The sequence below is a fragment of the Latilactobacillus sakei subsp. sakei DSM 20017 = JCM 1157 genome, from assembly GCF_002370355.1.
GTDB lineage: Bacteria > Bacillota > Bacilli > Lactobacillales > Lactobacillaceae > Latilactobacillus > Latilactobacillus sakei.
The window spans coordinates 886,803-912,405 of sequence record NZ_AP017929.1 but is presented as its reverse complement, the minus strand read 5'-3'; the positions used below and the strand labels follow the sequence as shown (position 1 = coordinate 912,405).

General features: G+C 42.3%; 20 protein-coding genes, 1 tRNA gene and 1 pseudogene. 6 read left to right on the top strand and 16 right to left on the bottom strand.

Annotated features, from left to right (window positions below; genetic code table 11):
* Positions 1-41: 41 nt before the first annotated feature.
* Together ligA and pcrA are read right to left on the bottom strand one after the other, a co-directional pair.
* The gene (gene ligA, locus LEUCM_RS04515; protein ID WP_016265573.1) at positions 42-2,075 is read right to left on the bottom strand and encodes an NAD-dependent DNA ligase LigA; all 2,034 of its coding nucleotides are present in this window, start codon (positions 2,073-2,075) and stop codon (positions 42-44) included.
* 478 nt (positions 2,076-2,553) lie between these two features.
* Complete coding sequence (pcrA, locus tag LEUCM_RS04510; RefSeq protein WP_172826498.1) at positions 2,554-4,776, bottom strand: DNA helicase PcrA; 2,223 nt, start codon at positions 4,774-4,776, stop codon at positions 2,554-2,556.
* Positions 4,777-4,976: 200 nt separating this feature from the next.
* Between pcrA and LEUCM_RS04505 the strand changes: the two genes are divergently transcribed.
* Entirely contained in the window at positions 4,977-5,801 is an 825-nt protein-coding gene (locus LEUCM_RS04505; protein ID WP_016265575.1) for an HAD family hydrolase, read from the top strand.
* Positions 5,802-5,805: 4 nt separating this feature from the next.
* A pseudogene (locus LEUCM_RS04500) lies at positions 5,806-6,745 on the top strand (LacI family DNA-binding transcriptional regulator).
* A gap of 487 nt (positions 6,746-7,232) precedes the next feature.
* Here the strand turns inward: LEUCM_RS04500 and purB are convergent.
* From purB to LEUCM_RS04480, 4 genes are all read right to left on the bottom strand, one after another.
* Positions 7,233-8,525: an adenylosuccinate lyase gene (gene purB / locus LEUCM_RS04495; protein WP_016265578.1), complete on the bottom strand. Its 1,293-nt coding sequence runs from the start codon at positions 8,523-8,525 to the stop codon at positions 7,233-7,235.
* A gap of 55 nt (positions 8,526-8,580) precedes the next feature.
* Positions 8,581-9,693: an ATP-grasp domain-containing protein gene (locus LEUCM_RS04490; RefSeq protein ID WP_011375251.1), complete on the bottom strand. Its 1,113-nt coding sequence runs from the start codon at positions 9,691-9,693 to the stop codon at positions 8,581-8,583.
* 308 nt (positions 9,694-10,001) lie between these two features.
* Positions 10,002-10,589, bottom strand: coding sequence for a xanthine phosphoribosyltransferase (locus tag LEUCM_RS04485; RefSeq protein ID WP_011375252.1), 588 nt, complete (start codon positions 10,587-10,589; stop codon positions 10,002-10,004).
* Between the two features lie 125 nt (positions 10,590-10,714).
* The gene (locus LEUCM_RS04480; protein ID WP_016265579.1) at positions 10,715-11,371 is read right to left on the bottom strand and encodes a glycoside hydrolase family 73 protein; all 657 of its coding nucleotides are present in this window, start codon (positions 11,369-11,371) and stop codon (positions 10,715-10,717) included.
* Between the two features lie 156 nt (positions 11,372-11,527).
* Between LEUCM_RS04480 and LEUCM_RS04475 the strand changes: the two genes are divergently transcribed.
* A complete protein-coding gene (locus LEUCM_RS04475; RefSeq protein ID WP_025016260.1) occupies positions 11,528-12,514 on the top strand; it encodes a Gfo/Idh/MocA family protein in 987 nt (328 codons plus the stop codon).
* Between the two features lie 69 nt (positions 12,515-12,583).
* Here LEUCM_RS04475 and LEUCM_RS04470 read toward each other — a convergent pair whose 3' ends face one another.
* Both LEUCM_RS04470 and LEUCM_RS04465 read right to left on the bottom strand, forming a co-directional pair.
* Positions 12,584-13,045, bottom strand: coding sequence for a GNAT family N-acetyltransferase (locus LEUCM_RS04470; protein WP_025016261.1), 462 nt, complete (start codon positions 13,043-13,045; stop codon positions 12,584-12,586).
* A 72-nt stretch (positions 13,046-13,117) separates the two neighbouring features.
* Positions 13,118-13,318: a cold-shock protein gene (locus LEUCM_RS04465; protein ID WP_004270163.1), complete on the bottom strand. Its 201-nt coding sequence runs from the start codon at positions 13,316-13,318 to the stop codon at positions 13,118-13,120.
* Positions 13,319-13,629: 311 nt separating this feature from the next.
* On the opposite strand from LEUCM_RS04465, the gene LEUCM_RS04460 reads away from it, so the two are divergent.
* On the top strand, positions 13,630-14,268 hold the full coding sequence (locus LEUCM_RS04460) for a hypothetical protein (RefSeq protein WP_025016262.1): 639 nt from the start codon (positions 13,630-13,632) through the stop codon (positions 14,266-14,268).
* 49 nt (positions 14,269-14,317) lie between these two features.
* Here LEUCM_RS04460 and LEUCM_RS04455 read toward each other — a convergent pair whose 3' ends face one another.
* Positions 14,318-14,911 (bottom strand): ECF transporter S component, encoded by a 594-nt coding sequence (locus tag LEUCM_RS04455; RefSeq protein ID WP_025016263.1) that lies wholly within the window; start codon positions 14,909-14,911, stop codon positions 14,318-14,320.
* Between the two features lie 127 nt (positions 14,912-15,038).
* Positions 15,039-15,123: transfer RNA gene (locus LEUCM_RS04450), tRNA-Leu, on the bottom strand.
* A gap of 88 nt (positions 15,124-15,211) precedes the next feature.
* Here LEUCM_RS04450 and LEUCM_RS04445 point away from each other — a divergent pair.
* Positions 15,212-15,673 carry a GNAT family N-acetyltransferase gene (locus LEUCM_RS04445; protein ID WP_016265584.1) on the top strand — a complete coding sequence of 154 codons (462 nt, stop codon included), beginning with the start codon at positions 15,212-15,214 and terminating at the stop codon, positions 15,671-15,673.
* An 80-nt stretch (positions 15,674-15,753) separates the two neighbouring features.
* Here LEUCM_RS04445 and LEUCM_RS04440 read toward each other — a convergent pair whose 3' ends face one another.
* The 6 genes from LEUCM_RS04440 to LEUCM_RS04415 form a co-directional block, all read right to left on the bottom strand.
* Positions 15,754-16,206, bottom strand: a complete 453-nt coding sequence (locus tag LEUCM_RS04440) for a SprT family protein (RefSeq protein ID WP_025016264.1) — start codon at positions 16,204-16,206, stop codon at positions 15,754-15,756.
* Positions 16,207-16,208: 2 nt separating this feature from the next.
* Positions 16,209-18,386, bottom strand: a complete 2,178-nt coding sequence (locus LEUCM_RS04435) for a Tex family protein (protein WP_025016265.1) — start codon at positions 18,384-18,386, stop codon at positions 16,209-16,211.
* Positions 18,387-18,451: 65 nt separating this feature from the next.
* The gene (locus LEUCM_RS04430; protein WP_016265587.1) at positions 18,452-18,886 is read right to left on the bottom strand and encodes a hypothetical protein; all 435 of its coding nucleotides are present in this window, start codon (positions 18,884-18,886) and stop codon (positions 18,452-18,454) included.
* Positions 18,887-19,170: 284 nt separating this feature from the next.
* Positions 19,171-21,834: a cation-translocating P-type ATPase gene (locus LEUCM_RS04425; protein ID WP_025016266.1), complete on the bottom strand. Its 2,664-nt coding sequence runs from the start codon at positions 21,832-21,834 to the stop codon at positions 19,171-19,173.
* Positions 21,835-22,417: 583 nt separating this feature from the next.
* A complete protein-coding gene (gene nadE / locus LEUCM_RS04420; RefSeq protein WP_025016267.1) occupies positions 22,418-23,245 on the bottom strand; it encodes an NAD(+) synthase in 828 nt (275 codons plus the stop codon).
* 31 nt (positions 23,246-23,276) lie between these two features.
* Positions 23,277-24,740, bottom strand: coding sequence for a nicotinate phosphoribosyltransferase (locus tag LEUCM_RS04415; protein ID WP_011375264.1), 1,464 nt, complete (start codon positions 24,738-24,740; stop codon positions 23,277-23,279).
* 98 nt (positions 24,741-24,838) lie between these two features.
* Here LEUCM_RS04415 and LEUCM_RS04410 point away from each other — a divergent pair, with 98 nt between their 5' ends.
* Positions 24,839-25,567 carry a WecB/TagA/CpsF family glycosyltransferase gene (locus LEUCM_RS04410; protein WP_011375265.1) on the top strand — a complete coding sequence of 243 codons (729 nt, stop codon included), beginning with the start codon at positions 24,839-24,841 and terminating at the stop codon, positions 25,565-25,567.
* Positions 25,568-25,603 lie beyond the last annotated feature (36 nt).

Sequence of the window (25,603 nt, the reverse complement as noted above, 5' to 3'; positions counted from 1 at the left end):
TAAATTAAACGCGCGCTCTTGGTTATTATACCGAACTTTACCTACTGCGCCAAATAATTATCTAAATCAGCTTCATTAATAATGGGGATGGCCAATGACTGTGCTTTTTCAAGTTTGCTACCAGCATCTTGACCCGCAATTAACGCATCCGTCTTCTTAGAAACAGAACCTGTGACCTTCGCGCCGTTATCTTCAAGCAATTGCTTCAATTCACCACGTGTATACTGCTCTAATTTACCCGTTAAAACAACCGTCTTACCGTTAAAATAGCTGTCACTAGTTGCTGCTTGGGCTTTAGTAACACCGGTATAAGTTAAATTAACGCCAACTGCTTCTAATTCTGCCATCAAGGTTTGGACTTGGCTATCCGCAAAATAAGTCACCAGGCTGTCGGCAATAATCGTGCCAATCGTATCAACCGTAATGATGGTTTCTTGATCACTCGCCATCAAGGCTGCTAAGTTTTGGAAATGTTCAGCCAATAAACGGGCAGCTTTAGCACCCACATGGCGAATCCCTAACCCAAATAATAACCTTTCTAGCGAATTCTGACGACTAGCATCGATGGCATTTAATAAATTATTAATAGATTTTTCTTTAAATTTATCCAATTGGGCTAAATCATCCGCCGTTAAACGGTATAAATCGGCCACATCGTGGATTAACTCTTTTTCTAAGAGTTGTGTAATGATTCGAGGCCCTAAACCATCGATATTCATCGCGTTCCGGGAAGCAAAATGGGTGAGTTGTTCCTTCATTTGAGCCGGACACATTGGATTAATGCAGCGTAATGCGACTTCTTCATCCAGATGCACTAAATCGTGACCACACGATGGACAAGTTGTTGGTATGCCGTACGCTTGGCTATCGCTAGGGCGTTTGGCTAAAACAACTTGCGAAATTTCAGGGATAATATCCCCTGCTTTATGCAGAAGTACTGTATCAAGCAAGCGGACATCTTTATCGCGTAACATATCCGCATTGTGTAGCGATGCCCGCGCAACGGTCGTCCCCGCTAGTTGAACCGGATCCATCACCGCGGTTGGTGTCACAACTCCCGTTCGGCCAACAGTCCATTCGATTTCACGAATAACAGTCTCTGCTTCTTCAGGTGGAAATTTATAGGCAATTTCCCAACGGGGCACTTTGACTGTATTACCTAATTGACGTTGGAGCGCGAGGTCGTTTACTTTTAACACAACCCCATCGATGCCGTACGCCAAATCGTTCCGTGTTCCTTGGTATTGTTCGATAAATGCCTGTACTTCAGCCATATTTTGACAAACAACAGACGTTGGATTCACGTTAAAGCCTAATTCCGCTAAAACATGGAGGGCCTCACTTTGCGTTGTCGCCTGCACATCATCAAACGTGACAATCGTATAGATAAAGGCACTCAATTGACGCGCAGCTGCCACCTTAGCATCCAATTGGCGTAAACTACCAGCCGCCGCGTTCCGTGGATTAGCAAACGGTTCTTGGCCTTCTGCTTCCCGTTTTTGATTCAAATCTGCAAAAGCCGCTTTGGGCATGTAACATTCACCGCGGACCTCAATTGAAACGGGACGCGTTAGTTTTTGCGGAATCGCCTTGATTGTCTTTAAATTCTGAGTAATATCTTCACCAATTGTCCCGTTACCACGCGTGGCCCCCCGGACAAAGCGGCCTTTTTCATAAATTAAATCAATCGCTAAGCCATCGATTTTTAACTCGACATTATACTCGATTTCCGTTGCCGTATTTTTTCGTAACCGTTGGTCAAACGCTGCCAACTCGGCTTCAGAAAAGACATCCCCCATCGATAACATGGGAATCTCATGCGTGACCTTTGTAAAACCTGGTAAGACTTGGCCACCGACTTTTTGAGTTGGTGAATCATTGGTCACAATCACCGGAAAAGCGGCTTCGAGCTGCTCTAAATCACGATACAACTCATCGTACACATGATCTTCCACTAAGGGCGCATCCTGTGTATAGTACGCCTGACTGTAGTCGGCTAATTGATCGCGCAATTGTTGCGCAAGTGAAGCCGCCTCACTCTGGGTATAATCTTCAACTGGTTTGGCTAAACCCATATTGGACACTCCTTTGTTGGATTGAAACGTGCTCTGTTAGGCATATTTCTGTGCTTAACAAAATTTGCCAAATCGTCGATTACATCGTCAATTCGTCAAATCCAGTTAATGCTCAAAATATAGGCGCCTACCGTCGCACTCTGATTTTGAAACGTGCTTTTTGTTGTAACAACTTCCGCTTAATCTAAAATATCCCTTAATCTTAAAACCTTGATTAAGTGCTATTTTGTATTAATGCTCAGTTGCTAAACACAACAAAAAGCCACTCTGATTTTAAACGTGTTTTTGACACAATTTCTTCCGTCTAGCCACGTCTGTCAAATAATCGATTGCATCGATTATTTGACAGACTGAGCTATACTCAGAAACTACCCGTGTAAAAAGACACTCTGATTTTAAACGTGCTCCAGCAGCGTACTCTTCCGGTTATTTGCGGTATTACACTAATCCTCAGAGTATAATCGCCTGCTTGCGCACTTTATTCTACTTTTTCTATTGGTGCAAAGCTTGCTAGTAGTCTCTTGACACCTTGTTCCTTGAAGGCGATGTCTAGTTCTTGGTCGCCGCCTGTGCCGTTGACCTTGACGACTGTGCCAATGCCCCACTTCTTATGTTGGACTTTTTGGCCCGCTTGCCAACTACCACTCTTATCGCCACCGGTTGTATCGGCAATTTTATGACTAGTGGTTGTTTTAGGCCCGTTATACGTCGTAGCGGTTGCTCTGGCGTAGCTATTCGACTTGCCAAATGGTAGCTTACGTTCTGGAATACTGCCGGCATTGCCGCTCGCGTAATCCAATAATTTATCATCAATTTCACCAACAAATCGTGAAGCTTGGTTACTTTGTTGACGACCATACAACATCCGTGAATAAGCATTCGTTAAATAAAGCTTACTTTCAGCACGGGTAATTCCAACATACGCCAAACGCCGTTCTTCTTCTAACTCGTCTTCTTCCAATAACGCCCGTGATAGTGGGAAAATACCTTCTTCCATCCCCATTAAAAAGACTACTGGGAACTCAAGGCCTTTAGCCGCATGCAAGGTCATCATCGTGACTTCACTAGCTTCTTCTTCAACAGAATCCAAATCAGAAACCAATGATAATTCCGCTAAGAAGTCCACAAATAAATCACTGTCTTCTTCTTCGGGTTCATAATGCTCATCAAATTGTTTCGTTACAGATAGTAATTCTTCAATATTTTCTAAACGGGTTTGTGATTCTAGTGTATTTTCAACTTCAAGTGCCTTCTTGTAGCCGGTCTTGTCCAATAATTGTTCGGTCAAGTCCGTCACGTTTAAGAATTCACGCATCTTCGCTAAATCACCAATGACGTTCCCAAAGTCGATTAAAGTATTGCGACTTCTAGCGGGAATCGTTGATAATTCAGCATTTTGTGCCGCTTCCAATAATGACCATTGGTGATCATCGGCAAACTGCCCTAATTTTTCAAGCGTGCCAGGGCCAATCCCCCGTTTAGGGCTGTTGACGATCCGTTCAAAACTCATTGAATCGGCCGCATTAACGACTAAACGTAAATAAGCGAGGATATCCTTAATTTCTTTCCGGTCGTAGAATTTGTGTCCGCCGACCATTTTATAAGGCATGTTAGCTTTAACAAACGCTTCTTCAATTGTCCGAGATTGCGCATTAGTCCGATATAACACTGCAAAGTCGCCGTATTTACGGTTATTTTTTTGCATTTCTTCTTGGATCTTCGTGATGACAAATAAAGATTCGTCGCGTTCACTCTGGCCTCGATAATACGTAATCGGTTGGCCTTCTTCATTTTGGGTCCACAATTCCTTTGGTTTCCGGAAAGTATTGCGGTTAATGACCCCATTAGCGGCTTCCAAAATGGTCTTGGTTGACCGGTAATTTTGTTCCAACATCACTGATTTAGCGTCTGGATAATCATGTTCAAAGTTCATGATATTGCTGATATCAGCACCCCGCCAACCGTAAATACTTTGATCGGCATCCCCAACAACACAGAGATTTTGATACTTCTCAGCTAACATATTCACCAATGTGTATTGCGCTTCATTAGTATCTTGATATTCGTCAACGTGAATGTATTGGAATTTTTCTTGATAATGTGCCAAAGTTTCCTTATTTTCTCTAAATAAGCGAATTGTTTGCATGATTAAATCATCAAAATCAAGTGCTTGGTTTTGATGGAGTCGTTTTTGGTATTCTGTATAGCATTTGGCCGCCATCTTTTCAAATGGCCCATTCGCTAAACCTTGATAGTCCGCTGGTGTTTGAAGCGCATTTTTTGCTTTACTGATTGTCCCTAAAATTGCTTTGGGTTCATATTTTTTAGTATCGATATTTAAGTCCCGACAAACATGGCGCATCAACGTCAATTGTTCAGAAGGATCCGCAATCGTGAAGGCCCGGTTATAGCCGATTTGTTCAATTTCACGTCGTAAAATCCGCACACAAAGGGCATGGAAGGTTGAAACCCAAACATCTTGAGCACCTTCGCCTAGTAAGTTGCCCACCCGTTCACGCATTTCGCGCGCTGCTTTATTGGTAAAAGTGATGGCTAAAATGCGCCATGGCAATACATGTTTTTCTTCAATTAAATACGCAACACGGTGCGTTAACACCCGCGTTTTACCACTGCCGGCACCCGCCATAATTAACAGTGGCCCTTCAGTTGTTAGAACCGCCTCAGCTTGTTCGGGATTCATTCCTTTTAAGAGCTCTTGTTCAGACAAATATAGTCATCCTTCCGTAATTGCAATTAGTCTTTATTATAACAAACTAGATAGGTAGAAAAAAGCGAACACGCCTTAGTAACCGGATTACAATTCTGGTCAATCTTATGCCTTGACCTGGGACGCGTTTCATAAATTATACTCACATTAATCCAAGAAAGGTGGCATTCATTATGATTAAATATATTTTTTCTGACTTAGATGGCACATTGTTAAACCAGGCGGGACAACTTTCCGAAAAAGATATCGCAACGGTCAAAACAAGCCCGCTACCAATCTCATTAGTTTCAGCCCGTTCGCCGCAAGAAATGCAGGCGACGGTTGAGCAACTCGCACTGACAACCCCACAAGTTGCTTTTAATGGCGGCCTCATCTACAAACCTACCGATTTATTCCCCATGGTCTTAGCCGAATATCCACTCGTAACAACAACTGTCGCACAACTAGTCGCTGCATTACAAACCGAATTTAGCGACATTAGTTTAAGTGCTTATGATTTACAGCATTGGTACACACAAAAAATTGATGCCGGAATTGAAACTGAGGCCCAACTCACCGGGCTCTTACCAACCATCATTAATTTTGACGACCAGTTGAAAAATCCATTCATTAAAATTTTTAAGGTGATGCTGATGGTGCCAGAAGATGAACAACGCACAGCCGTTCTACAATTCATTGACCAACTTCACTTACCTGGCCTTTCCGTCCAACAATCAGGTACAATGTACGTAGAAATCACCAGTCAACAAGCCACTAAAGCACAGGCCTTAATGACTATTCTCAAAAATGCCGGCTTGACGCCCGCCGACTGTGCTGCTTTTGGTGCAGGTCAAAACGACTTATCGATGTTAAGCATCGTCGGGCACCCAATTGTGATGGGCAATGCAAGTGATCAAATTCAAGCTGCCGGTCAATTTATTACTAAAACCAATCATCATAGTGGCTTTAGCTACGGGATTAAAAAATACATTACAAAAGTTAATCAAAAAGTAGGTTAAAATCATGCCAACCATTCGTGATATTGCTAGAAAAAGCGGCTATTCGGTTTCGACCGTCTCCCGCGTTTTAAATCAACAAAAATACGTGTCTGACGCTGCCAAAGAAGCGATTGAAGCGGTCATCAAGCAACTGGATTACGTCCCCAATAGTTTGGCGCGTGATTTAAGCTTTGGCCAAAATAAAAATATTGGGGTCGTCCTACCACACAATGACCATCCCTATTTCAATCAACTCTTAAATGGGATCATGGACGCCGCTTTTTCGAGTGGCTATCACATTGTGTTACTGCCTTCTGAGTACAACCGAACCGTTGAGCGCGATTACCTCGAGCAGTTGAAGCGGAAGAATTTTACGGCGTTGATTTTTACCTCGCACGAACTGCCGCTTGCAGTTTTAGAAGACTATACACGCTACGGTCAGATTGTTTGCTGTGAAAATCCGGGGCAGCACCATATTTCAGCGGTGTATTCCAACCGTGAACCGGCCTATTTAGCCGCATTTAACTACCTTAAATCGCTTGAGGTTCAACAAATCGGGCTACTCTTGAGCCGCAATTTAGCCAAAAGCCCCACTTGGGTGGCTGTCACGGGCGCTTATCAACAGATTTTTCACCAAAAGCCGGATCAGCAATTGATGATTGGTGGCATGCGCTCTTTTGAAGATGGCTACCGCGCCGCCGAACAACTGATTGCACGCCAACCAGCTCTTAATTGCTATTTTACTAATGGTGATGATATCGCGGCTGGCGTGCGGCAATATCATTTGGACCACCAACTCCCCGTCCCCATTTTAATTGGGCAGGAAAAGCAACTCTCGAGTCTCCTCCTAAAAAATGCCAACGATTGACCACCACTTCTTCACACTGGGACAAAAGGCCTTTGAACTGGCCCTCAGCAATCAACACCATGAATGTCCATTTGAATCGGAATTTATTTGGCGCTAAAAAACGAAAGTGTGCCATCAGTCGGGTATCTCCTGAGGATTAACAGAGAGTGGCGAATGATTGCGCCAGCAATCGTTTGCCATTCGGCATTAACCGTAAAGAGATGACTGATAGAACACGTTTAAACTATCAAAATTTGAATACAAAAAACGGCGCTAAAGACAAAATTAATTTTGTCCCAGCGCCGTTTTTTTGATGTTTGAGTAGTGCTCAGAGCCTACCCGTTGGCAAAACCACTCTTATTTAAAACGTGCTTTTTCCAACAACCTCTTGTGCCTAGCTTTGCATCGTGAATAATCGATTCCATCGCTTATTCACGACGCTTTGCTAGTGCTCAGAGCCTACCCGTTGGCAAAACCACTCTTATTTTGAAACGTGCTTTTGTTAGCAACTTCTTGCGTTTAGTCCTTCAGTCAAACAACCGACTTTGTCGGTTATTCGCCTGATTAGCCTAATCCTCAGAAGTTACCCGCTAACAAAACCACTCTTATTTAAATACTCTGTCAAAGATTGTTTGGACTTGGCTGAGGTGCCAGTGGTAGTCGAAGGCGTCGTCCATTTCTGCTGGTGTTAATTGTGCCATGACTTTTGGATCTGCTTCTAATAATTGACGGAAATCTTTTTGTTCATCCCATGCAAGGGCTGTTTTGGGTTGTACCAAATCGTAAGCTGCTTCTCGACTTAACCCAGAATCAACTAACTTCAATAAGACTCGTTGGCTGTAAATCAAGCCGTGCGTTAAATTCATGTCGGCTTTCATTTTTTCTGGGAAAACAGTTAATTTTTCAATAATCCGTGTGAACCGGTTTAAGATGTAATCTAATAAAATCGTCGTATCTGGCAAGATAATCCGTTCTGCTGAACTATGTGAAATATCCCGTTCATGCCATAATGAAACATCTTCCATCCCCGTGATGACGTGACCACGAATGACACGGGCTAACCCACTGACATTTTCAGAACTGATTGGATTGCGTTTATGTGGCATTGCTGAAGAGCCCTTTTGACCTTTAGCAAAGAATTCTTCCACTTCGCGAACTTCGGTACGTTGTAAATGACGAATTTCAGTAGCAAAATGTTCGATTGATGTTGCGACAACTGCCATTGTATTAATGTAATCGGCATGCAAATCACGTGGCAAGACTTGTGTTGAAATATCTTGCGCCCGAATACCAAGATTTTCTGTCACGTAAGCTTCGATTTCTGGTGAGATATTCGCAAAAGTACCGACTGCCCCACTGATTTTACCAGCTTCAACGCCTGCTGCAGCCCGTTCAAAACGTTCTTGATTCCGTTTCATTTCAGCATACCAAGTCGCCAATTTCAAACCGAAAGTCGTTGGTTCAGCATGCACACCGTGTGTCCGGCCAATCATCACCGTATTTTGATATTCGTAAGCTTTTTGTTTCAAAACGGCCATAAACCGTTCGATATCGGCCCGAATTAAGTCGTTGGCTTGTTTTAAAATATAGCCTTGTGCTGTATCAACAACATCTGTAGACGTTAAACCGTAGTGCACCCATTTCTTTTCGGCACCCAATGATTCTGAAACTGCGCGAGTAAAGGCGACCACATCATGATGTGTAATTGCTTCTAGGCGGTTAATTTCTTCAACGTCAAAGCTCGCATTAGCGCGCACTTTAGCGGCGTCTTCCGCTGGAATATCGCCTAATTTAGCCCAGGCTTCTACGGCTAAAATCTCAACTTCTAGCCAAGCTTGGTAGCGATTCTCAGTAGTCCAGATGGCACCCATTTCTGGGCGTGTATAACGTTCTAACATGTTTCTTCCTCCAAATACGTTCAGTTGAAAGCATCAACTAACGGTCGATTTCTTTTTAAATTAATTCCGCTGCTTCAAAATTATCTAATAGTGGTTGAATATTATGCCCTACAGCTGTGATATAACCACTTTCTTGCGCACCAATTGTCTGGCAACGATTGAAATACCAATCCGGCTTAATCTTCATTTGTGTTTGAATCAGTGGCCATTGTTCTGGCGTTGTTCTTAAACAAACACCCGCATTATTTAAGCGTGAAGGGCCAATTGCTAACTGGCAAATCGCCTTTAAGTGGTATTCATATTGTGAAAAGTTCAAAATGCGGTTAAGCACATCCCCAGTTTCATGTGGTGCGGTGACAATTCGCTTAACGTAGATGTTCATATCCGCGGTCAAGAAGAATTCAATCCCGAAGATGCCCATATAATCTAGGTTTTGCCCAATCACAGTCGCTAAGCGTTCAATTTCTTCTGCGACATCTTGATCGATGCGTGCCGGCGTAATTGATAATTGTAAATCTTGGTCTTGCATCTGATTTTCAATAATCGGTAACGTGACAACTTGGCCTTCATAATCCTTGGCAACCATCACGGCCAATTCTTGTTGTTTAGGGACCCATGATTCTAATAAGTAGGCACCCAATTCCAACGTATCATCCATCTTGGCCAAATCGGCTGGTGATTCAAGGTATTGATGATATTGCCGACCGAAGCCGCGTTGAATCGGTTTTAAAATACAGGGATAGCCAATTGAATCAACCCCTTGTTCAATATCCGTCTTATCAACCACCGTCACATATGGTGAGATATTGATATTGAGATCACTCAAAAAGACCTTCTCGAGGTAACGATCTTGCGTCATTGAGAGCGCATCGCTACCTTGTGGGACATTGTAATCTTGAACCAACTGTTCTAGTAGTGTTTCATCGAGCGATTCATCCGTATACGTGAGCACCTGGCAACAATCGCCTAAACGTGCGAGTGTTTCGTATTGCTGTGGATCGCCTTCAATCTGAATATCAAGTACTGCGGCTAATGATGAATCTTGTGTCTGTTCGGTGACAATTGCCGCAACGCGGTAGCCCATTTCCTTAGCTTTTAAAGCCAACTTGTACGCACGTTGATCATTTCCAATAATTCCAATCGTTTGACCCGGATAAATAACTGGCATCTTTCTACCTACTTTCTTATGCACATGACTTCAATTCTCAGATACTTCTATTATAGCGAATTCTATCCCTAACTACCTAGTACTTTAACTAAATCTTGATATTTTTCGCACAAAAAAAGGGAGTGTGCCATAAGTCGGGATATCCCGAGGATTAACACAGAATGGTGAATGATTGCTGTAAGCAATCGTTTGACATTCAGGGTTAACCGGAAGGATATGACTTATAGAACACGTTTAGACTATTAAAGTACGGATATCAAAAAGGAGGCTGAGACAAATTTTACTTTTGTCCCAGCCTCTTTTTCAAATTAATTTTCGTTATTTTCGTCTAGGAAGACCACTTCGCCTTGTTCAAAAGCAGCAATCCGTGCTAATGATTCAACGTGAATGCCGCGTTGGTCTAATAACTCGCGACCCTTTTGGAATGTTTTTTCGATGACAATGCCGACCCCTTCGAGTTGGGCACCAGCTTGGTCGATAATTTCTAATAAGCCTTCAACTGCTTGACCGTTTGCTAAGAAATCATCAATCACTAAAACACGATCGTTTTCGTTCAAGAATTTCTTAGAAATTGAAATGTGGTTGTTAACTTTCTTCGTATATGAATAAACAGTTGCGCTATACATATTATCTTGGAGTGTTAAACTCTTGTGCTTACGTGCAAAAACAACGGGAACGTGGAAAGCAAGGCCAGAAAAGACTGCTGGGGCAATGCCTGATGATTCAACCGTTAGGATTTTAGTAATTGGGGCACCTTCAAATAATCGCTTAAACTCTTCACCCATCGCTGCCATGAGTTCTGGATCAACTTGATGATTTAAGAAGTTGTCAACCTTCAATACATCTTCTCCTAAAACCTGACCATCTTTTTTAATACGTTCCTCTAATAACCGCACACCTAGCACTCCCTTGTTTTCTGAAATTGAATTAAAAATAGGTTACCACAAATAAAAGCTAGCGACAACTTTAATTAAGACTTTTCAAGATTTATTATCATAAACAAGATTATTTATAGTGTTTATCAATCAAATTGGTCCAATCGATAGGTCTTGACGAGTTCGATTAACTTCTCCGGATAATTAGGATCCGTTGCATAACCATCTTGCTTGAGCGCTTGGGCAGCCTGTGTATAATTGGTGGCTGCCACAACGTGTTGATAATGATTATGATCCCAAGAGGTCCCGTGCGCAAAGAGTAAAACGTGATCTAACATAGACTCGCGATAGTCACGGTAAACGCGAAAGCGCGCGGTAGTCGTCACCCATTGGCCGTTCAAGTATTCCTTAGTGGTCATCTCTTTGGTATTATCCGGGTCATCGCCTTTAATCCCAAAATAGTTATGGTAATCCGCTGCAAGTGAGCTTTTGCCCCAATCACTTTCTAAGATGGCTTGGGCCAGTGTAACACTAGAAAGCACATGGTATTTTTGTTGTAATTCTTGTGCATAGGGTGCTAATTGATTAATGAATTCTTTTTTCTTCTTCACTTTAGCTAATTCTTCTTGTTTGGCCTCATTGGCTAAGCGTTCCTGAGTTTGTGCACCGGTGTATTGAATATATACTAACCCAACTCCCAGAGCAAATAAAACGCCCAACAGGACGACTAGCCATTCTGTCGGTTGTCTCTTTTTAGTGTTGTACCATTTTTTGGTCGTGCGCCGTTTTTTCTTCTTCGCCACTAATCTGCCTCTACTTCGTTCAATCTACTTTATATTGTACACAAAATTACCTCGAAGACCAATGCTTAATCTGCTTAATTACCTTTAATTCCTATTTTGTTTTTTATTGTTATAATATCGTTTGGAACCGATTACGATAGTAAAGGACTGATTTATTTGACAACTCTTAACTGGGGCATTATGGGTCTAGGCAATATTGCCGGTAGTTTTGCAACTTACTTCAACCAACCGGACGGCCAAATCTATGGTGCTGCTTCTCGTTCATTAGAAAAGGCAAACGCCTTCACCCAACAGTATCATATTCCCCATGCTTATGGTAGCTACGCTGAGATGTTGGCCGACCCTGCCATTGATATTATCTACGTCGCCACACCTCACAACTATCACTTTGATGGGATTATGGCGAGCTTAAACGCTGGTAAACATGTCTTTTGCGAAAAAGCCATCACAATGAACCGTCGCGAATTAAATGCGGCTAAAGCACTAGCGGCCGAAAAACATTTAATCTTGGCTGAAGCCATGACGATTTATCATATGCCACTTTTTGCAGAAATTGAACGTCAACAAGTTGCCCAAGATTTAGGCGCTTTAAAATCAATTCAAGTCACTTTCGGGAGCTACAAAGAACTCGATCCAACTAATCGCTTTTTCAATCCCGAATTAGCCGGTGGCGCAATGTTAGATATCGGTGTTTACGCCCTCGCATTTGCCCGGCGGATGCTGAGTGCTAAACCAGAATTGATTGCCACCCAGTGGGTCCCATCAGAATTCGGTGTCGATCAACAATCAACACTCCTTCTTAACAATGCTCATCAAGAAATGGTGACCGTGACCCTTAACCTTCACGCGAAGATGCCTAAACAAGGCGTCCTCGTTTATGAAAAAGGCTACGTAACGGTCGATGATTATCCACGACCAGATAAGGCCCAATTGACCTTCCCTGATGGGACTACTCAAATCATCCAAGCGGGCGATGCTACCAACGCTATGAACTACGAATTACACGACTTCCAAGAAGTTGTTCGTAGTCATCAAGAAAATGACACACTCGCCCTAACAAGCGACGTCATGGACATTATGACCGACGCCCGCGCACAATGGGGTTTTGTTTACCCATTTGAACAACCTTCAGACTTAATTTAAAAGGATTAATGATAAAAAGGACTAGGACTAAAAGCATTTTTTTGTCCTAGTCCTTTTTATGTTGGCCTCTTATAGTGGTTGACTCAACACCACCATGTCCTGCAATCGAATCCCATTTTCAATAATTGGTGCTTGATATTGTTCAAAAAAGTTTTTACGAATATGATCGAAACGAAACCCTTGGCGCAGATAAAAGCCGATTGCTGCCAAGCTACCATCCCCGGTGCCCACTAGTAATGTCTGGTACCCTAAGTCAACCATCATCTGTTTCAAATCGTTGAGCGCTTGTTGCCCATAACCTTGATTCCGATAAGCTGGCAATAAGGCGATATTTTTCAATTCAACTTGTGTTTGGTCAACAAACGTCACATGCATAACGCCAATTACGGTTGATTGGCCGGCTAAGTGAATGCTATAGAGCTGACCCTCGTTTAAATAACGACGAATCATGCCGACTTCTTCATCTGCTAATCGTAAATAAGGTAAGTAATTCTCCCGCTCATTTGGGGCAATCATTTGATAAGCTAACATCCTGCCGCCTTTCTTTAGCCATAAAAAAAGGACCAACTGATTGACAGTTGATCCACGACTAATATTTATAAATTAGTTTTTGTTTACGTTAACGGCTTGTGGTCCACGATCGCTTTCTTCGATATCGAAAGAAACGCTTTGACCTTCTTCAAGAGTCTTGTAGCCTTCACCTTGGATAGCTGAGAAATGTACGAATACATCACTACCATCTTCGCGAGTTACAAAGCCATAACCTTTTTCTGCGTTAAACCATTTTACAGTTCCGTTTTCCATGAGAAAACTCCTCCTTGTGTCGTTAGACACGTTATAAATTTGTGTATTTCTGTCGGTGCGATGGAAGAAAGTTCTTTTGGAAACATTCGAACCATAACCTGTCAAAAAGTACAAGCATAGTGTAACACATGAAAAAAAGAGAAACAACCCTAAACACTAAAAAATAAACCGTTTTCTTTCTACGATAACCGAACTTTTATACTTTCCATTAAATTGACGTTTTTCCGTCATCCACCATGGTAAACGGTTGGCTTTTAGACTGATTTACGCTAAGATGAAGTTAACGAATTTAACTACTGGAGTGCCTGACAATGCTAAAAATACTAAAACGATTACTCCCCATTTTGGGACTACTATTTCTACTTGCTGGTTGCGAAAAACCACTTGATACGAAACAACAGGTCAAAGACGACCTCAACACTATTTTACAGATTTCTAAAACGCAACAAACAGCGCTTAGTACCTTAGAGAATGCTGGTCAAGGGGTGCCTGATAGTTATCTTAAGATTCAAGAAAAATACCCTGATCAAAATCTTTTAGAGGTTAAGGGCTCTAAAATTGCGCAAACTGCCGCAACACGAACCGCAGCTTATGACACACTCAAGGCACAACAAGCTGAATTAAAGCCAGTTGTTAAGCGTTTGATTAAAATTGCTAATCAAGAAAGTGATGAATTACCAATTGAATTCATCAAGGATTTAAATCAGAGCTTGAAGCTGTCTGCACTTGATTACACGACACTTTCTAATTTCTACGACGCGGCCACCACTGCTGAAACCGACTTTTATGCCGATCACACATCAGCTGATGCACACGCAGACGATTTAGCGGCACCTATCAACCGCTTAAATCAATATTATAGTGCCATCTACCAACAAGCAGAAATCGCTAAGGTCAATATCAATACGGTCACTGCTCAAGCTAAGAAAGTTCAAAAACAATTAGACTAATCACTAAAAAAAGAGTCGGGACAAAAATTACTTTTGTCCCGACTCTTTTTTATTCGCGTTTAAACCTTAACAATGGTTTAGCTACAAACGGTGTCACAATCACCGCTAAGGCTATTTCCATCAAAGCGTTAATCGCCACAGCACTCAACATCACGATAATTAAGTGACTGACATCCGTTTTATAAATACCGGCTGCTTGTTGGCTATAAAAGGCCCACGTCAATAGAATAACTAACGTCGTATTAACGATGGTCCCAAAAAAAGCGGCGATTGCCATCGAGCCCCGTTGCCCCGCTTTAGTATTGTGTAAGTGTTGATATAATAATCCGGCGACTAACCCCACCATCAAACGCGGTAAAATAGCAATTACCGGGTTTTGGAAGATCAATAAGGTTAATGCATCGACTGGCGCTGTATAGGCGTGAATCAGGGATAATGTCCCCCAGATTGCGCCTAGAGTTGCGCCGCCACGAGTACCTAAAATAATCGCCCCAATGATGACGGTTAAATGCATCGTGGTGACGCCGGGTAACCCTGGTAGAATATAAATATAACCAACCATCGGCACAAAACTTTGAATCATTAACAATGCCGTTAGAATCGCTAGAATGCTGATCTTATACGCTGATGAATTACGTGTCATCTCTACTTACCTCTCCCATTAACTTATTGCCCATTATAGCGATTTACGAAATTGAATTCAATTCTCAAACTTAATTAGGACACAAAAAAACGACACCGCTAACGGTATCGTTTAACTTGTTATCATATGCGGGTGAGAAGACTCGAACTTCCACCGGGAAAATTCCCGACAAGATCCTTAATCTTGCGCGTCTGCCATTCCGCCACACCCGCGATACTTGCTTTATGACTTTAAGCCACGTACATTAGTATAAGAGAAACCCGAATTGAAGTCAACAAAAAATCGCTCTGGAGGCCAAAAATGTTTATCGAAACCGCTAATTTAACCGATATTGGTGCCTTAACAACGCTTTATCAAGCTTTAACAACTGAAATGCACGCATTCCAGCCGACTAATTATCAAGAAAAGAGCAGTCCTGATTTCTTCACCTGGAAAATGATGGTTGAAGACAAACGCCAAACTGTCTATATCACTCGCAATCAGGATCAGATAACGGGTTTTTGTCACGTTACCACAGCACAAACTAGTCCTTCCAATCTCTTTATCAGCCATCAATTTGCCTACGTCACTGCATTATACGTCCATCCTGACTATCGTCGCCAAGGAATTGCAACGGCGTTACTTGCAAAAGCCCGTACTTGGCAAAAAGAAAAACAACTCGCCTTTTTGGAGCTAACCGTCTTGGGCAATAACCAATCCGCCCTGCAACTCTATCAAAAATTAGGCTTTGTGACACAAAACCAAACGCTCCGACAAGTTTAAAAAAACAGGCCCTGGGACAAAATTATTTTTGTCTCAGGGCCTGTTTTTAATCTCTCAATACTTATGGCACACTTCTTTTTTTAAATTTCTTTTACTAATTTTAAATGACCATGGCAACGACGACAGACATAACGCGTTGTATTGATATGCCGTTGTCGTTGATACAACTGGCCACATTTGGTGCATTGATAGGCTAGTCGTTTTTGTGGTGCCTTTTTAGCCGTGACCGGTGGTGCAAAGCGCGCACCACCAACCTGTTGTAAAAGCCGCTTAAAATCATGGTCTCGATGCCGATACCCACGGTGCAATAAATGCAGGTGGTAATGACACAGCTCATGTTTAATAATGCCTTCTAAAACAGCCTGTCCTTGGGCAACCATCAACGGGTTAATGTCGATGTGGTGGTCTTGCAGATGATAACGACCCCCTGTTGTTTTTAAGCGTCGATTAAAGTTTGCCTGGTGACTAAACGGACGATTAAACGTGGTTACTGAAATATTTTGAATGAGTTGCGTTAATTCTTGATCCGTCATCATTAATCAGTTGCTTTAGGCGCCTTCATCGTCAATTGAACCCGTTCACGTTCTTGATCGACGCTTAAGACCCAAACCTGAACAACATCACCGACTGAAACTTCATCAGATGGATGTTTAACAAAGTGATTGGCCAATTGCGAAATATGAACTAAGCCATCATGTTTAACACCGATATCCACAAAAGCACCGAAATCAATGACATTCCGCACGGTTCCTTCTAGGGCCATGTTCGGTTTCAAATCGGCGAGGGTTAAGACATCATGCCGTAGCAGTGGTGCTGTCATTTGATCCCGCAAATCCCGACCTGGTTTTTGTAAACCGCTTAAGATATCTTCAAGTGTTTCAGAGCCGACCGCTAATTCGGTCGCCAAATCAGTCACTGTTAATTGCTTAATTGCTGCTGATAATTCTGGTGTTCCTAAAGCCTCCAAAGTGACACCCAACGATTTTAAAATCGCCTTGGCTACTGGATAGCTTTCAGGATGAATATCCGTATTGTCTAATGGGTTGTCGCCACCGATGATTCGCAAGAACCCAACGGCTTGTTCGAATGCCTTAGGGCCTAAGCGCGGCACTTTCTTCAATTCACTGCGTTTTTGATATAAGCCGTTTTCGTTACGGTATTGGACAATATTTTGGGCAGTCGTCGCTGATAACCCAGAAATATGTTGTAAGAGTTGTGGACTAGCGGTGTTCAAGTTAACCCCTACGCTATTGACAACATCTTCAATGACTACGTCTAATTGCGTCGTCAATTCCTTTTGGGCAACATCGTGTTGGTATTGCCCGACACCGACTGCTTGTGGATCAATCTTAATCAATTCTGCTAAGGGATCTTGTAAGCGCCGTGCGATACTAATCGCACTCCGCTCTTCAACATGTAGATCTGGGAATTCAGCCCGCGCTGTATCACTTGCTGAATAAACGGAAGCCCCTGCTTCGTTGACAATCACGTAAAAGATTTCCCGGGAAATGGTTTTTAAAACTGATGCCACAAATTCTTCAGATTCACGACTAGCAGTCCCATTCCCGATTGCAATCATTTCAACATTATATTTTTCAAGGAATTGCTTGAATTCATCGGCAGCTGCTGCTCGTTTAGGCGCTGCAGCTGGTTTATGCGGATAGATCACTAATTTATCTAGAAATTTCCCAGTCCCATCGACAACGGCTAATTTACAGCCTGTTCGGTAAGCAGGGTCAAAGCCTAAAACAACTTTGCCTTTCAAAGGCGGTTGTAATAAAAGATGCTTTAAATTATCGCCAAAGACGGCAATTGCTTGTTGATCAGCCTTTTCTTTTAACTGCTTCCGCAATTCACGTTCAATGGCCGGGCCAATGAACCGTTTATAGGCATCTTCAATAGCCGTCTTAATAATTTGGGCGGCAGCTGAGTCTTGACCGTGAATAACGGCTTGAGCAATATGACCAACAATCATATTTTCGGCAACTTCTAGCTTCACCTTCAAGATACCTTCGTGTTCGCCACGATTAATCGCTAAATATTGATGTTCCGCAATCTTATTAATCGGTGCTGAGAAATCATAATAGATTTGATAAACTTGCTTATCATCGCTATCAGCATCTTTCACCTGACTTACAATTTGCCCGTTTTGACGGGTATATTGTCGTGTCCAGTCTCGGAAAGTAGCTGTTTCACTAATATTTTCAGCGATAATTTCGTGTACACCCGCTAAAACAGCATCTGTATCGGTAATCTTTTGGTCTGGGTTAAGATAATCGGCCGCTTTTTCCAGGAGGACTTGTTCTGAAAAGTTCGGTAATTGCGCAATCAGGTTGGCAAACGGTTCTAACCCAGCTTCTTTAGCAATCGTCGCCTTTGTCCGCCGTTTTTGCTTATAAGGCAGGTATAAATCCTCAAGCACTTGTAATTGGCTAGCGGCTTCGATTTGCTTTTGTAAAGCCGGCGTTAACTTAGCTTGTTCGGCAATATTCTTGATAATATCGGTCTTCCGTTTTTCAAGCGTTGTTAAGTATTGGAAGGTGTGTTCGATTTCGCGAATTTGAACTTCGTCTAAACTACCCGTTCGTTCCTTACGATACCGCGCCACAAACGGTACGGTGTTACCTTCGTCTAATAAGGTTAACACGGCATTAATTTGTTGTGGTCGATATTGCGTCAGTTGTTTGGTGACAAGTTGTTGAATATCAGTCATGTGCGTCCCTACCTTTATCTTCAATAAAAAAACAGCACCCGTCTTGGGAACTGTCATGAGTTGATCTAAGCAATTTTTGAGATGTTTTGGATATACTTAGAAATTCGTTCTGTTGCTTTGTCTTGGTTCATTTCTGAAGCAGCAAAAGCTTGCATATCAACTGTTTGATCATCATGCATGCTTGTAATTAAATCTTCGCAACCTTGAACGAAATCAGTATAAGCACCGATTAAACGTTGGTTGTTACCCATTAAACGAGCTGGGGCAACGGCTGTCTTAAATTGTGCTAAGAATTCGTGGTATTGATCCACACCGTCTCTGAAGATTTGGGCTGTCTTTTGGTAATCTTGTTCGCTCATTTCAGCTAACTTACCATCAGCAACGGCCGCTTTTAAAGGGACGAAATATTTACTCATGCCTTCTTGCACTTTTTCAGTGTTGTCGATTAAATCGTTAACAGCTTGGCCGTATTTAGCCAACTTTTGTTGTGTTTTATTCATGTTAATCCTCCTAGTTTCCTATGCTTCAGTATACTAATTCTGGTATCGGCTTGCAAGAGTGCGTTTGAAACGCATTTGACTTCGAGCATTAGCATCGTGTTGTGAATAACCGATATAATCGGTTATTTGCAATACGTCGCTAAGCACAGAAGACAGTTTCAAAAAGCACGTTTCAATCAGGTAACAATTAAATAAGGCACCAAGGACAAGAATAACTTTTGTCGTTAGTACCTTATTCATTCTATTTCTTTTTAAGCATCAGCCTATCACGGTCTTTTATTAAATTATTTAGCAGCTCTTCTTTGGAAGAACTTCACGATTTCAACGATGACTACTAGCATGAATGAAGCTGCTAATACAATCCCCCATTGATATAAATCAAGGTGTGAGACATGGAATAAGCCATTGAGCCCTGGAATCATGATTGTTGCGGCTAATAAGATAAATGAAGCTAAAACAGCCCAGTTGAAGGCTTTATTCTTAAAGAAGCCAACTGTAAAGATTGATTGATGGACTGATTTAACGTTGAATGCGTGGAAGAGTTGGATCATCCCTAACGTTGCATACGCCATTGTTAAGGCATCCGCATGGGCTAAGCCACTTGCTTGATGCACTGGGAACGTAATCGCTAACGCGTAAACGGCTAAGGTAATCCCACCTTCTAATAGGCCTTGATAGATAATCGCTTGGAACACGCCGCCTGAGAAGAAGTTTGATTTACGCCCACGTGGTTTTTGATTCATAATCCCTGGTTCAGTTGGTTCAACCCCCAATGCAATCGCTGGGAAAGTATCCGTTACTAAATTAATCCACAAGATATGCACTGGTTGCAGAATTTGCCAACCTAATACTGTCATCATGAATAAGGTTAACACTTCACCCAAGTTGGCTGATAAAAGATATTGAATTGATTTTTGGATATTAGCAAAGACTTTCCGGCCTTCTTTAACCGCAATTACGATTGTTGAGAAGTTATCATCGGCTAAGACCATATCACTGGCCCCTTTAGAAACTTCAGTCCCGGTGATCCCCATCCCAATACCGATATCGGCTGATTTGAGGGCTGGTGCATCATTGACACCATCACCAGTCATCGCAACAACCTTACCGTGTTTTTGCCAAGCTTTCACAATTCGCACCTTATGTTCAGGCGCAACCCGCGCATAAACGGCGTATTGAGTAACTTTTTTAGCGAATTCTTGATCATCCATTTGGTCTAACTCAGCACCAGTAATAACGGCGGCATCCGCATCTTCTTCTGGGGTAATAATCCCTAAACGAAGCGCGATTGCTTCGGCTGTATCGCGGTGATCCCCAGTAATCATTAGGGTCCGGATGCCAGCTGAATGCGCATCTGTTACAGCTTGTTTTGCTTCTGGTCGTTCAGGATCAATCATCCCAACTAAGCCAGCGAAAATTAAATCAGTTTCAATCGTTGGATCAACCGTTGCTGGCACACTTGGTAAGACTTTATAAGCCAACGCTAAGACTCGCAAGGCTTGTTTTGCCAAACCATGGTTCGTGTCTAATAATAATTGGCGCTCTGCATCGTCCATCGGTTGAACAACGCCTTGTGCGTCGATATAATGCGTAACGCGTTTGAGCAATTCATCCGGTGCACCTTTCGTGGTCATTAAGAATTGACCATCAGCTTGTTGATGAATTGTGGTCATCAACTTCCGCTCTGAATCAAATGGTACTTCAGCGACCCGTGGTTCGGCTGCTAAGGCTGCGTTAATATCAAAATCTTTATCACGCCCATACGCGATCAGCGCGGTTTCAGTCGGATCACCAATCATGTCACCATCGGCCTTAATTCTAGTATCATTGGCCAAGTTCATGATTTTAAGCGTCAAATTATCCGCTGGCAGTGTTGCCCCAGCATCTTGTAATTGATTGTTAGTGAATATTTTTTCGACGGTCATTTGGTTCATCGTTAACGTCCCAGTTTTATCAGACGCAATAATATCAGTGCTCCCCAGTGTTTCTACAGCGGGTAACTTACGAACGATGGCCTTTCTTTTAACCATCTTTTGCGTCCCTAATGCGAGGATAATCGTCACAATTGCGGGTAAACCTTCCGGAATTGCTGCGACCGCTAACGAAATAGCAGTTAATAACATGTTAATTGGTGATTGTGCGTGGCGTAAGTAACCCACCACGAAAACAATTGCAGCAATAATTAAGATCATAATCGTCAAACTCTTACCTAATTGGCTCAAGTTCATCTGTAATGGCGTCGTTGTTTCGTCGGCTTGGTTGAGCATCCCAGCAATTTTACCAACTTCGGTCTGCATCCCAGTCCCCGTTACAACACCAACGCCACGACCGTAAGTAACGTTACTATTCATAAACGCCATATTGGTCCGATCACCAATCCCACTTTCTGGATCAGTTAGTGTCTCAACTGTCTTATCAACCGGTACGGATTCCCCAGTTAAAGCGGACTCTTCGATTTTCAGAGCAGCTGATTCAAGTAGGCGAAGATCCGCGGGCACAATATCGCCGGCTTCCAGCAACACGATATCGCCAACTACGAGTTCTTCACTCTTAATCGTCACGATTTCGCCATCTCGACGAACGTGTGCATCAGGTGTCGCCATTTCTTTTAAGGCGTCAATTGCTTGTTCCGCCTTTGCTTCTTGGAAAACCCCAAAAATCGCATTTAAGATCACAACGGCTAGAATAATGAATGCGTCTGGCCATTCATGTGCTAAAAAGCCCGCGATCATTGCTGCGACTAATAACACAATAATCATAAAATCTTTGAACTGTTCTAAGAAACGAATCGCTAAACTTTTGCGTTTCTTTTCAGTTAATTGATTCCGACCATTTTCTGCCAAACGTTTTTCAACCTGTTCTTGGGTTAAACCTTGTGGCGTTGTTGCGAGCGCTTTAAGTGTTGCGTCTGTTGATTGTGTAAAAAATGTGGTTTGTTTATCTACCATTACCTTGCCTCCTATAAATTTGATTTTGGGGGTAAAAAAAGAGACCTACAGGAATTCTAAAAATCCCTATAAGTCTCACTAATTAAGATAACACCAGAATATTGCCTTGTTGGTGGCGTTATCGCAGACAAGCTGCCAGTTACTCCCTTATCGTTAACCCCATTATAAGGTATAACCAATCTAAAAGGCAAGTAAATAATTATTTTAATAACTAAATTGGCTCACGAAACTAGACTCGAAAGCTAACCACTGACAACGCAGGGCTAAACGCGTTCTGTAACCCATATCCTTCCGGTTAACCCTAAGGATATAACCAGGGTTACGGTACACTCTGGTTATAAACGTGCTTTTGTCAGTAGCTTTCTGTGCTTTGCTAAACTTATCAAACCGGTGATTTCATCACCAATTCGCTAAGTTCTGCAAATGCTCAAAAGCTAACCACTGACAACGCACTTTGTTCTGAAACGTGCTTTTTCAGGCATATTGTTGCAGTTAGCTACGTCTCGCAAACAATCGACTGCGTCGCTTATTCACGAGCCTAGGCTAAGTCGCCACAATATATCCGCCTGAAACGCACTCTGTTTTATTGCCAGAATGTGTCGTAGATTGTTATTGGTAGATGACGCTTGTGGGCCGTTTTCTTGTACCAGTTTTCAATCTTCGTTGCGGCTTCTTCACTGACCTGACGACCTTCTAAATAGTCGTCAATTTGATCATATGTGACGCCCAATGCTAATTCATCTGGTAATGCTGGACGGTCTTCTTCAAGATCCGCTGTTGGTACTTTTTCATAGAGGTGTTTAGGCGCACCGAGTTCGGCTAACATGGCCTTGCCTTGACGCTTATTGAGTCTGAAGATTGGCACTAAATCTGCGCCACCATCACCAAACTTCGTATAAAAACCAGTGATGGATTCGGCTGAGTGATCCGTTCCTAAAACAGCGCCACTATTTTCACCAGCGATCCCATATTGGGCAATCATCCGCACGCGGGCTTTAATATTACCCTTATTAAAATCGCTAACGGTTACACCGGTTTCCACAAGGGATTGGACCATTGCATCCACTGAGCCTTTAATGTTGACCCGTTTGACTTGATCAGCTGCCATAAATTCAATCGCGGCCATTGCATCCGATTCATCAGCTTGTTCGCCGTAAGGCAATCGCACTGCGATAAATTGATAACTTTCATCGCCAGTTTCGGCCCGCATTTCTTGCATTGCTTTTTCAGCAAGTGCACCCACTAAAGTTGAATCTTGGCCGCCTGAAATGCCTAAGACATAGCTTTTTAAAAATGTATTTTTCTTTAGATAAGCCTTCATAAAATCAACCGATCGGCGAATCTCTTTGGCGGGATCGATCGTTGGTTGTGTTTTTAAGGCTGCAATAATTTCTGCTTGTAAAGCGTTCATTTGCCAGATACTCCTTCAAAAATAATCGATTCTAGTGCATTAAATTAACGTCTTCTCTGACTTTGCGGATTGAATTCATCTTATTGTCCCAAGTCCGTTGTGATAGATCGACTGGGTAATCCTGTGGATTCAAGTCACGTTTGTATTCATCCCAAAGTGAATCAAGGTTTTCAGCACAGAACTTCTTAATTGCCGCTAATTCAGGCAACGTATAGACCCGTTTGCCGTTTTCAAAAATAGTCCGTAAGATTGGTCGGGCATTGAAGTCGGTCACGGTCTTATTGATGTATGTGTAATTAGGATGGAACATGTAAATCGTATCTTGTTCAAGTGGATCTTCATCCCATAATGTGATGTAGTCCCCTTCTGATTTACCGTCAACTTGTTTGGTAATTCGCCAAACTTGCTTGCGGCCTGGTGTTGAGACTTTTTCAGCATTACTTGATAATTTAATGGTATCGACCATCTTACCATCTGAGTTTTCAATTGAAACCAACTTATAAACCGCGCCCAAGGCTGGTTGGTCGTAAGCGGTAATTAACTTCGTCCCAACGCCCCAAACATCGATTTTAGCTTCTTGCATCTTCAAGTTTTGGATTGTCTTTTCATCTAAATCGTTAGAAGCGTAAATTTTAGCGTCCGTGAAGCCTGCTTCATCCAATTGTTGGCGCACACGTTTGGAAATATAGGCCATATCGCCACTATCAATCCGCACACCTTGGAAATTAATCCGGCTACCGAATTCGCGCGCAACTCGGATTGCACTCGGCACACCACTCTTCAAAGTATCATAAGTATCCACAAGGAAGACACAGTCCCGATGCGTTTCAGCATAGGCCCGGAAGGCTTCGTAATCGTTACGGTAAGCTTGAACTAAAGAATGCGCATGTGTTCCGCTTGCTGGAATCCCGAAAATTTTAGAAGCTCGTACATTACTGGTTGCATCAAAGCCACCAATATAAGCAGCGCGTGTGCCCCATAAAGCAGCATCCATTTCTTGGGCCCGGCGTGTCCCGAATTCTAAGACGGGATCCTTGCCGACCACTGATTTGATCCGTGCTGCTTTGGTTGCGATCAAGGTTTGGTAATTGACAATATTTAATAACGCCGTTTCAATCAATTGGCATTGGGCGAGTGGCCCTTCTACTTGCATGATTGGTTCATTGCCAAAGACCAATTCGCCTTCAACCGCTGAACGAACCGTTAAATCAAAATCTAATTCTGCTAGATACGTCAAAAAATCTTCAGGATAACCAACTTCATCCCGTAAATAAGCTAAATCGCTCTCGGTAAAGCGGAGATTCTCAAGATAATTAACGATATGTTCCAAGCCAGCAAAAATAGCATACCCATTTTCAAAAGGTAGTTTTCTGAAATAGCATTCGAAAACCGCTGTCCGATTATGGAGTCCCTTTTTAAAATAAGTTAACATCATATTGAGCTGATACAAGTCTGTATGTAACAACAAACTATCATCAGGATATAATTTTTGCATGTCGCACTCCTAATTAGAGATATATTTGGTATACTTAGTTGAAGCTATTATACAATAAAACAGCGAGTTCTGCATAATTTCGAGAAGGAGTTTTACAAATGCAATTTCCGACAGTCTCAGTTTTAAATATTCCTTTTATCAATACTACTAACCAAGCATTTATTGCGCAACTTTCAAAAGACTTAGCCGCTAACGAAAACCGTTTTATCGTTACTGCTAATCCAGAAATTGCCCTCTATGCCACTAAACATAACGATTACTTCCAAACGATTAGCCAAGCCGATTACATTACACCAGACGGTATTGGTATTCTTAAAGGCGCCACAATGTTAGGCACGCCGCTTACAGAACGAATTACCGGTTTTGATACGATGACGGCCTTATTCGAAATTGCCAATCAAAACAGCTATAGCGTTTATTTGCTTGGTGCTAAGGAAGAAGTTTTACAAGCCGCTTGCCAAAACGTTGCAAAACAATATCCTAACGTCACCATCGTCGGCCAACACAACGGTTATTTTGACGACCAAGAAGAACAAAAAATTGTTGCCGATATCGAACGAACACAACCCAATATTATTTTGGCAGCACTTGGCTTCCCCAAACAAGAAACCTTTATCGAAGCCAATCGTCACAAAGTTAACGCCATTTGGATGGGTGTTGGCGGTAGCTTTGATGTTTTATCGGGAACTGTTAGCCGGGCTCCAAAAATTTGGCAAAAAATGCACTTAGAATGGTTCTATCGTTTTGCATCACATCCAAGTCGCTTGAACCGTTTCCCAGCGCTTATTGAATACATGCGCTTGGTTAAAAAAGAAAAGAAAAACTAAAAAAAGCATTGAAGACAAACTTAATTTTGCCTTCAA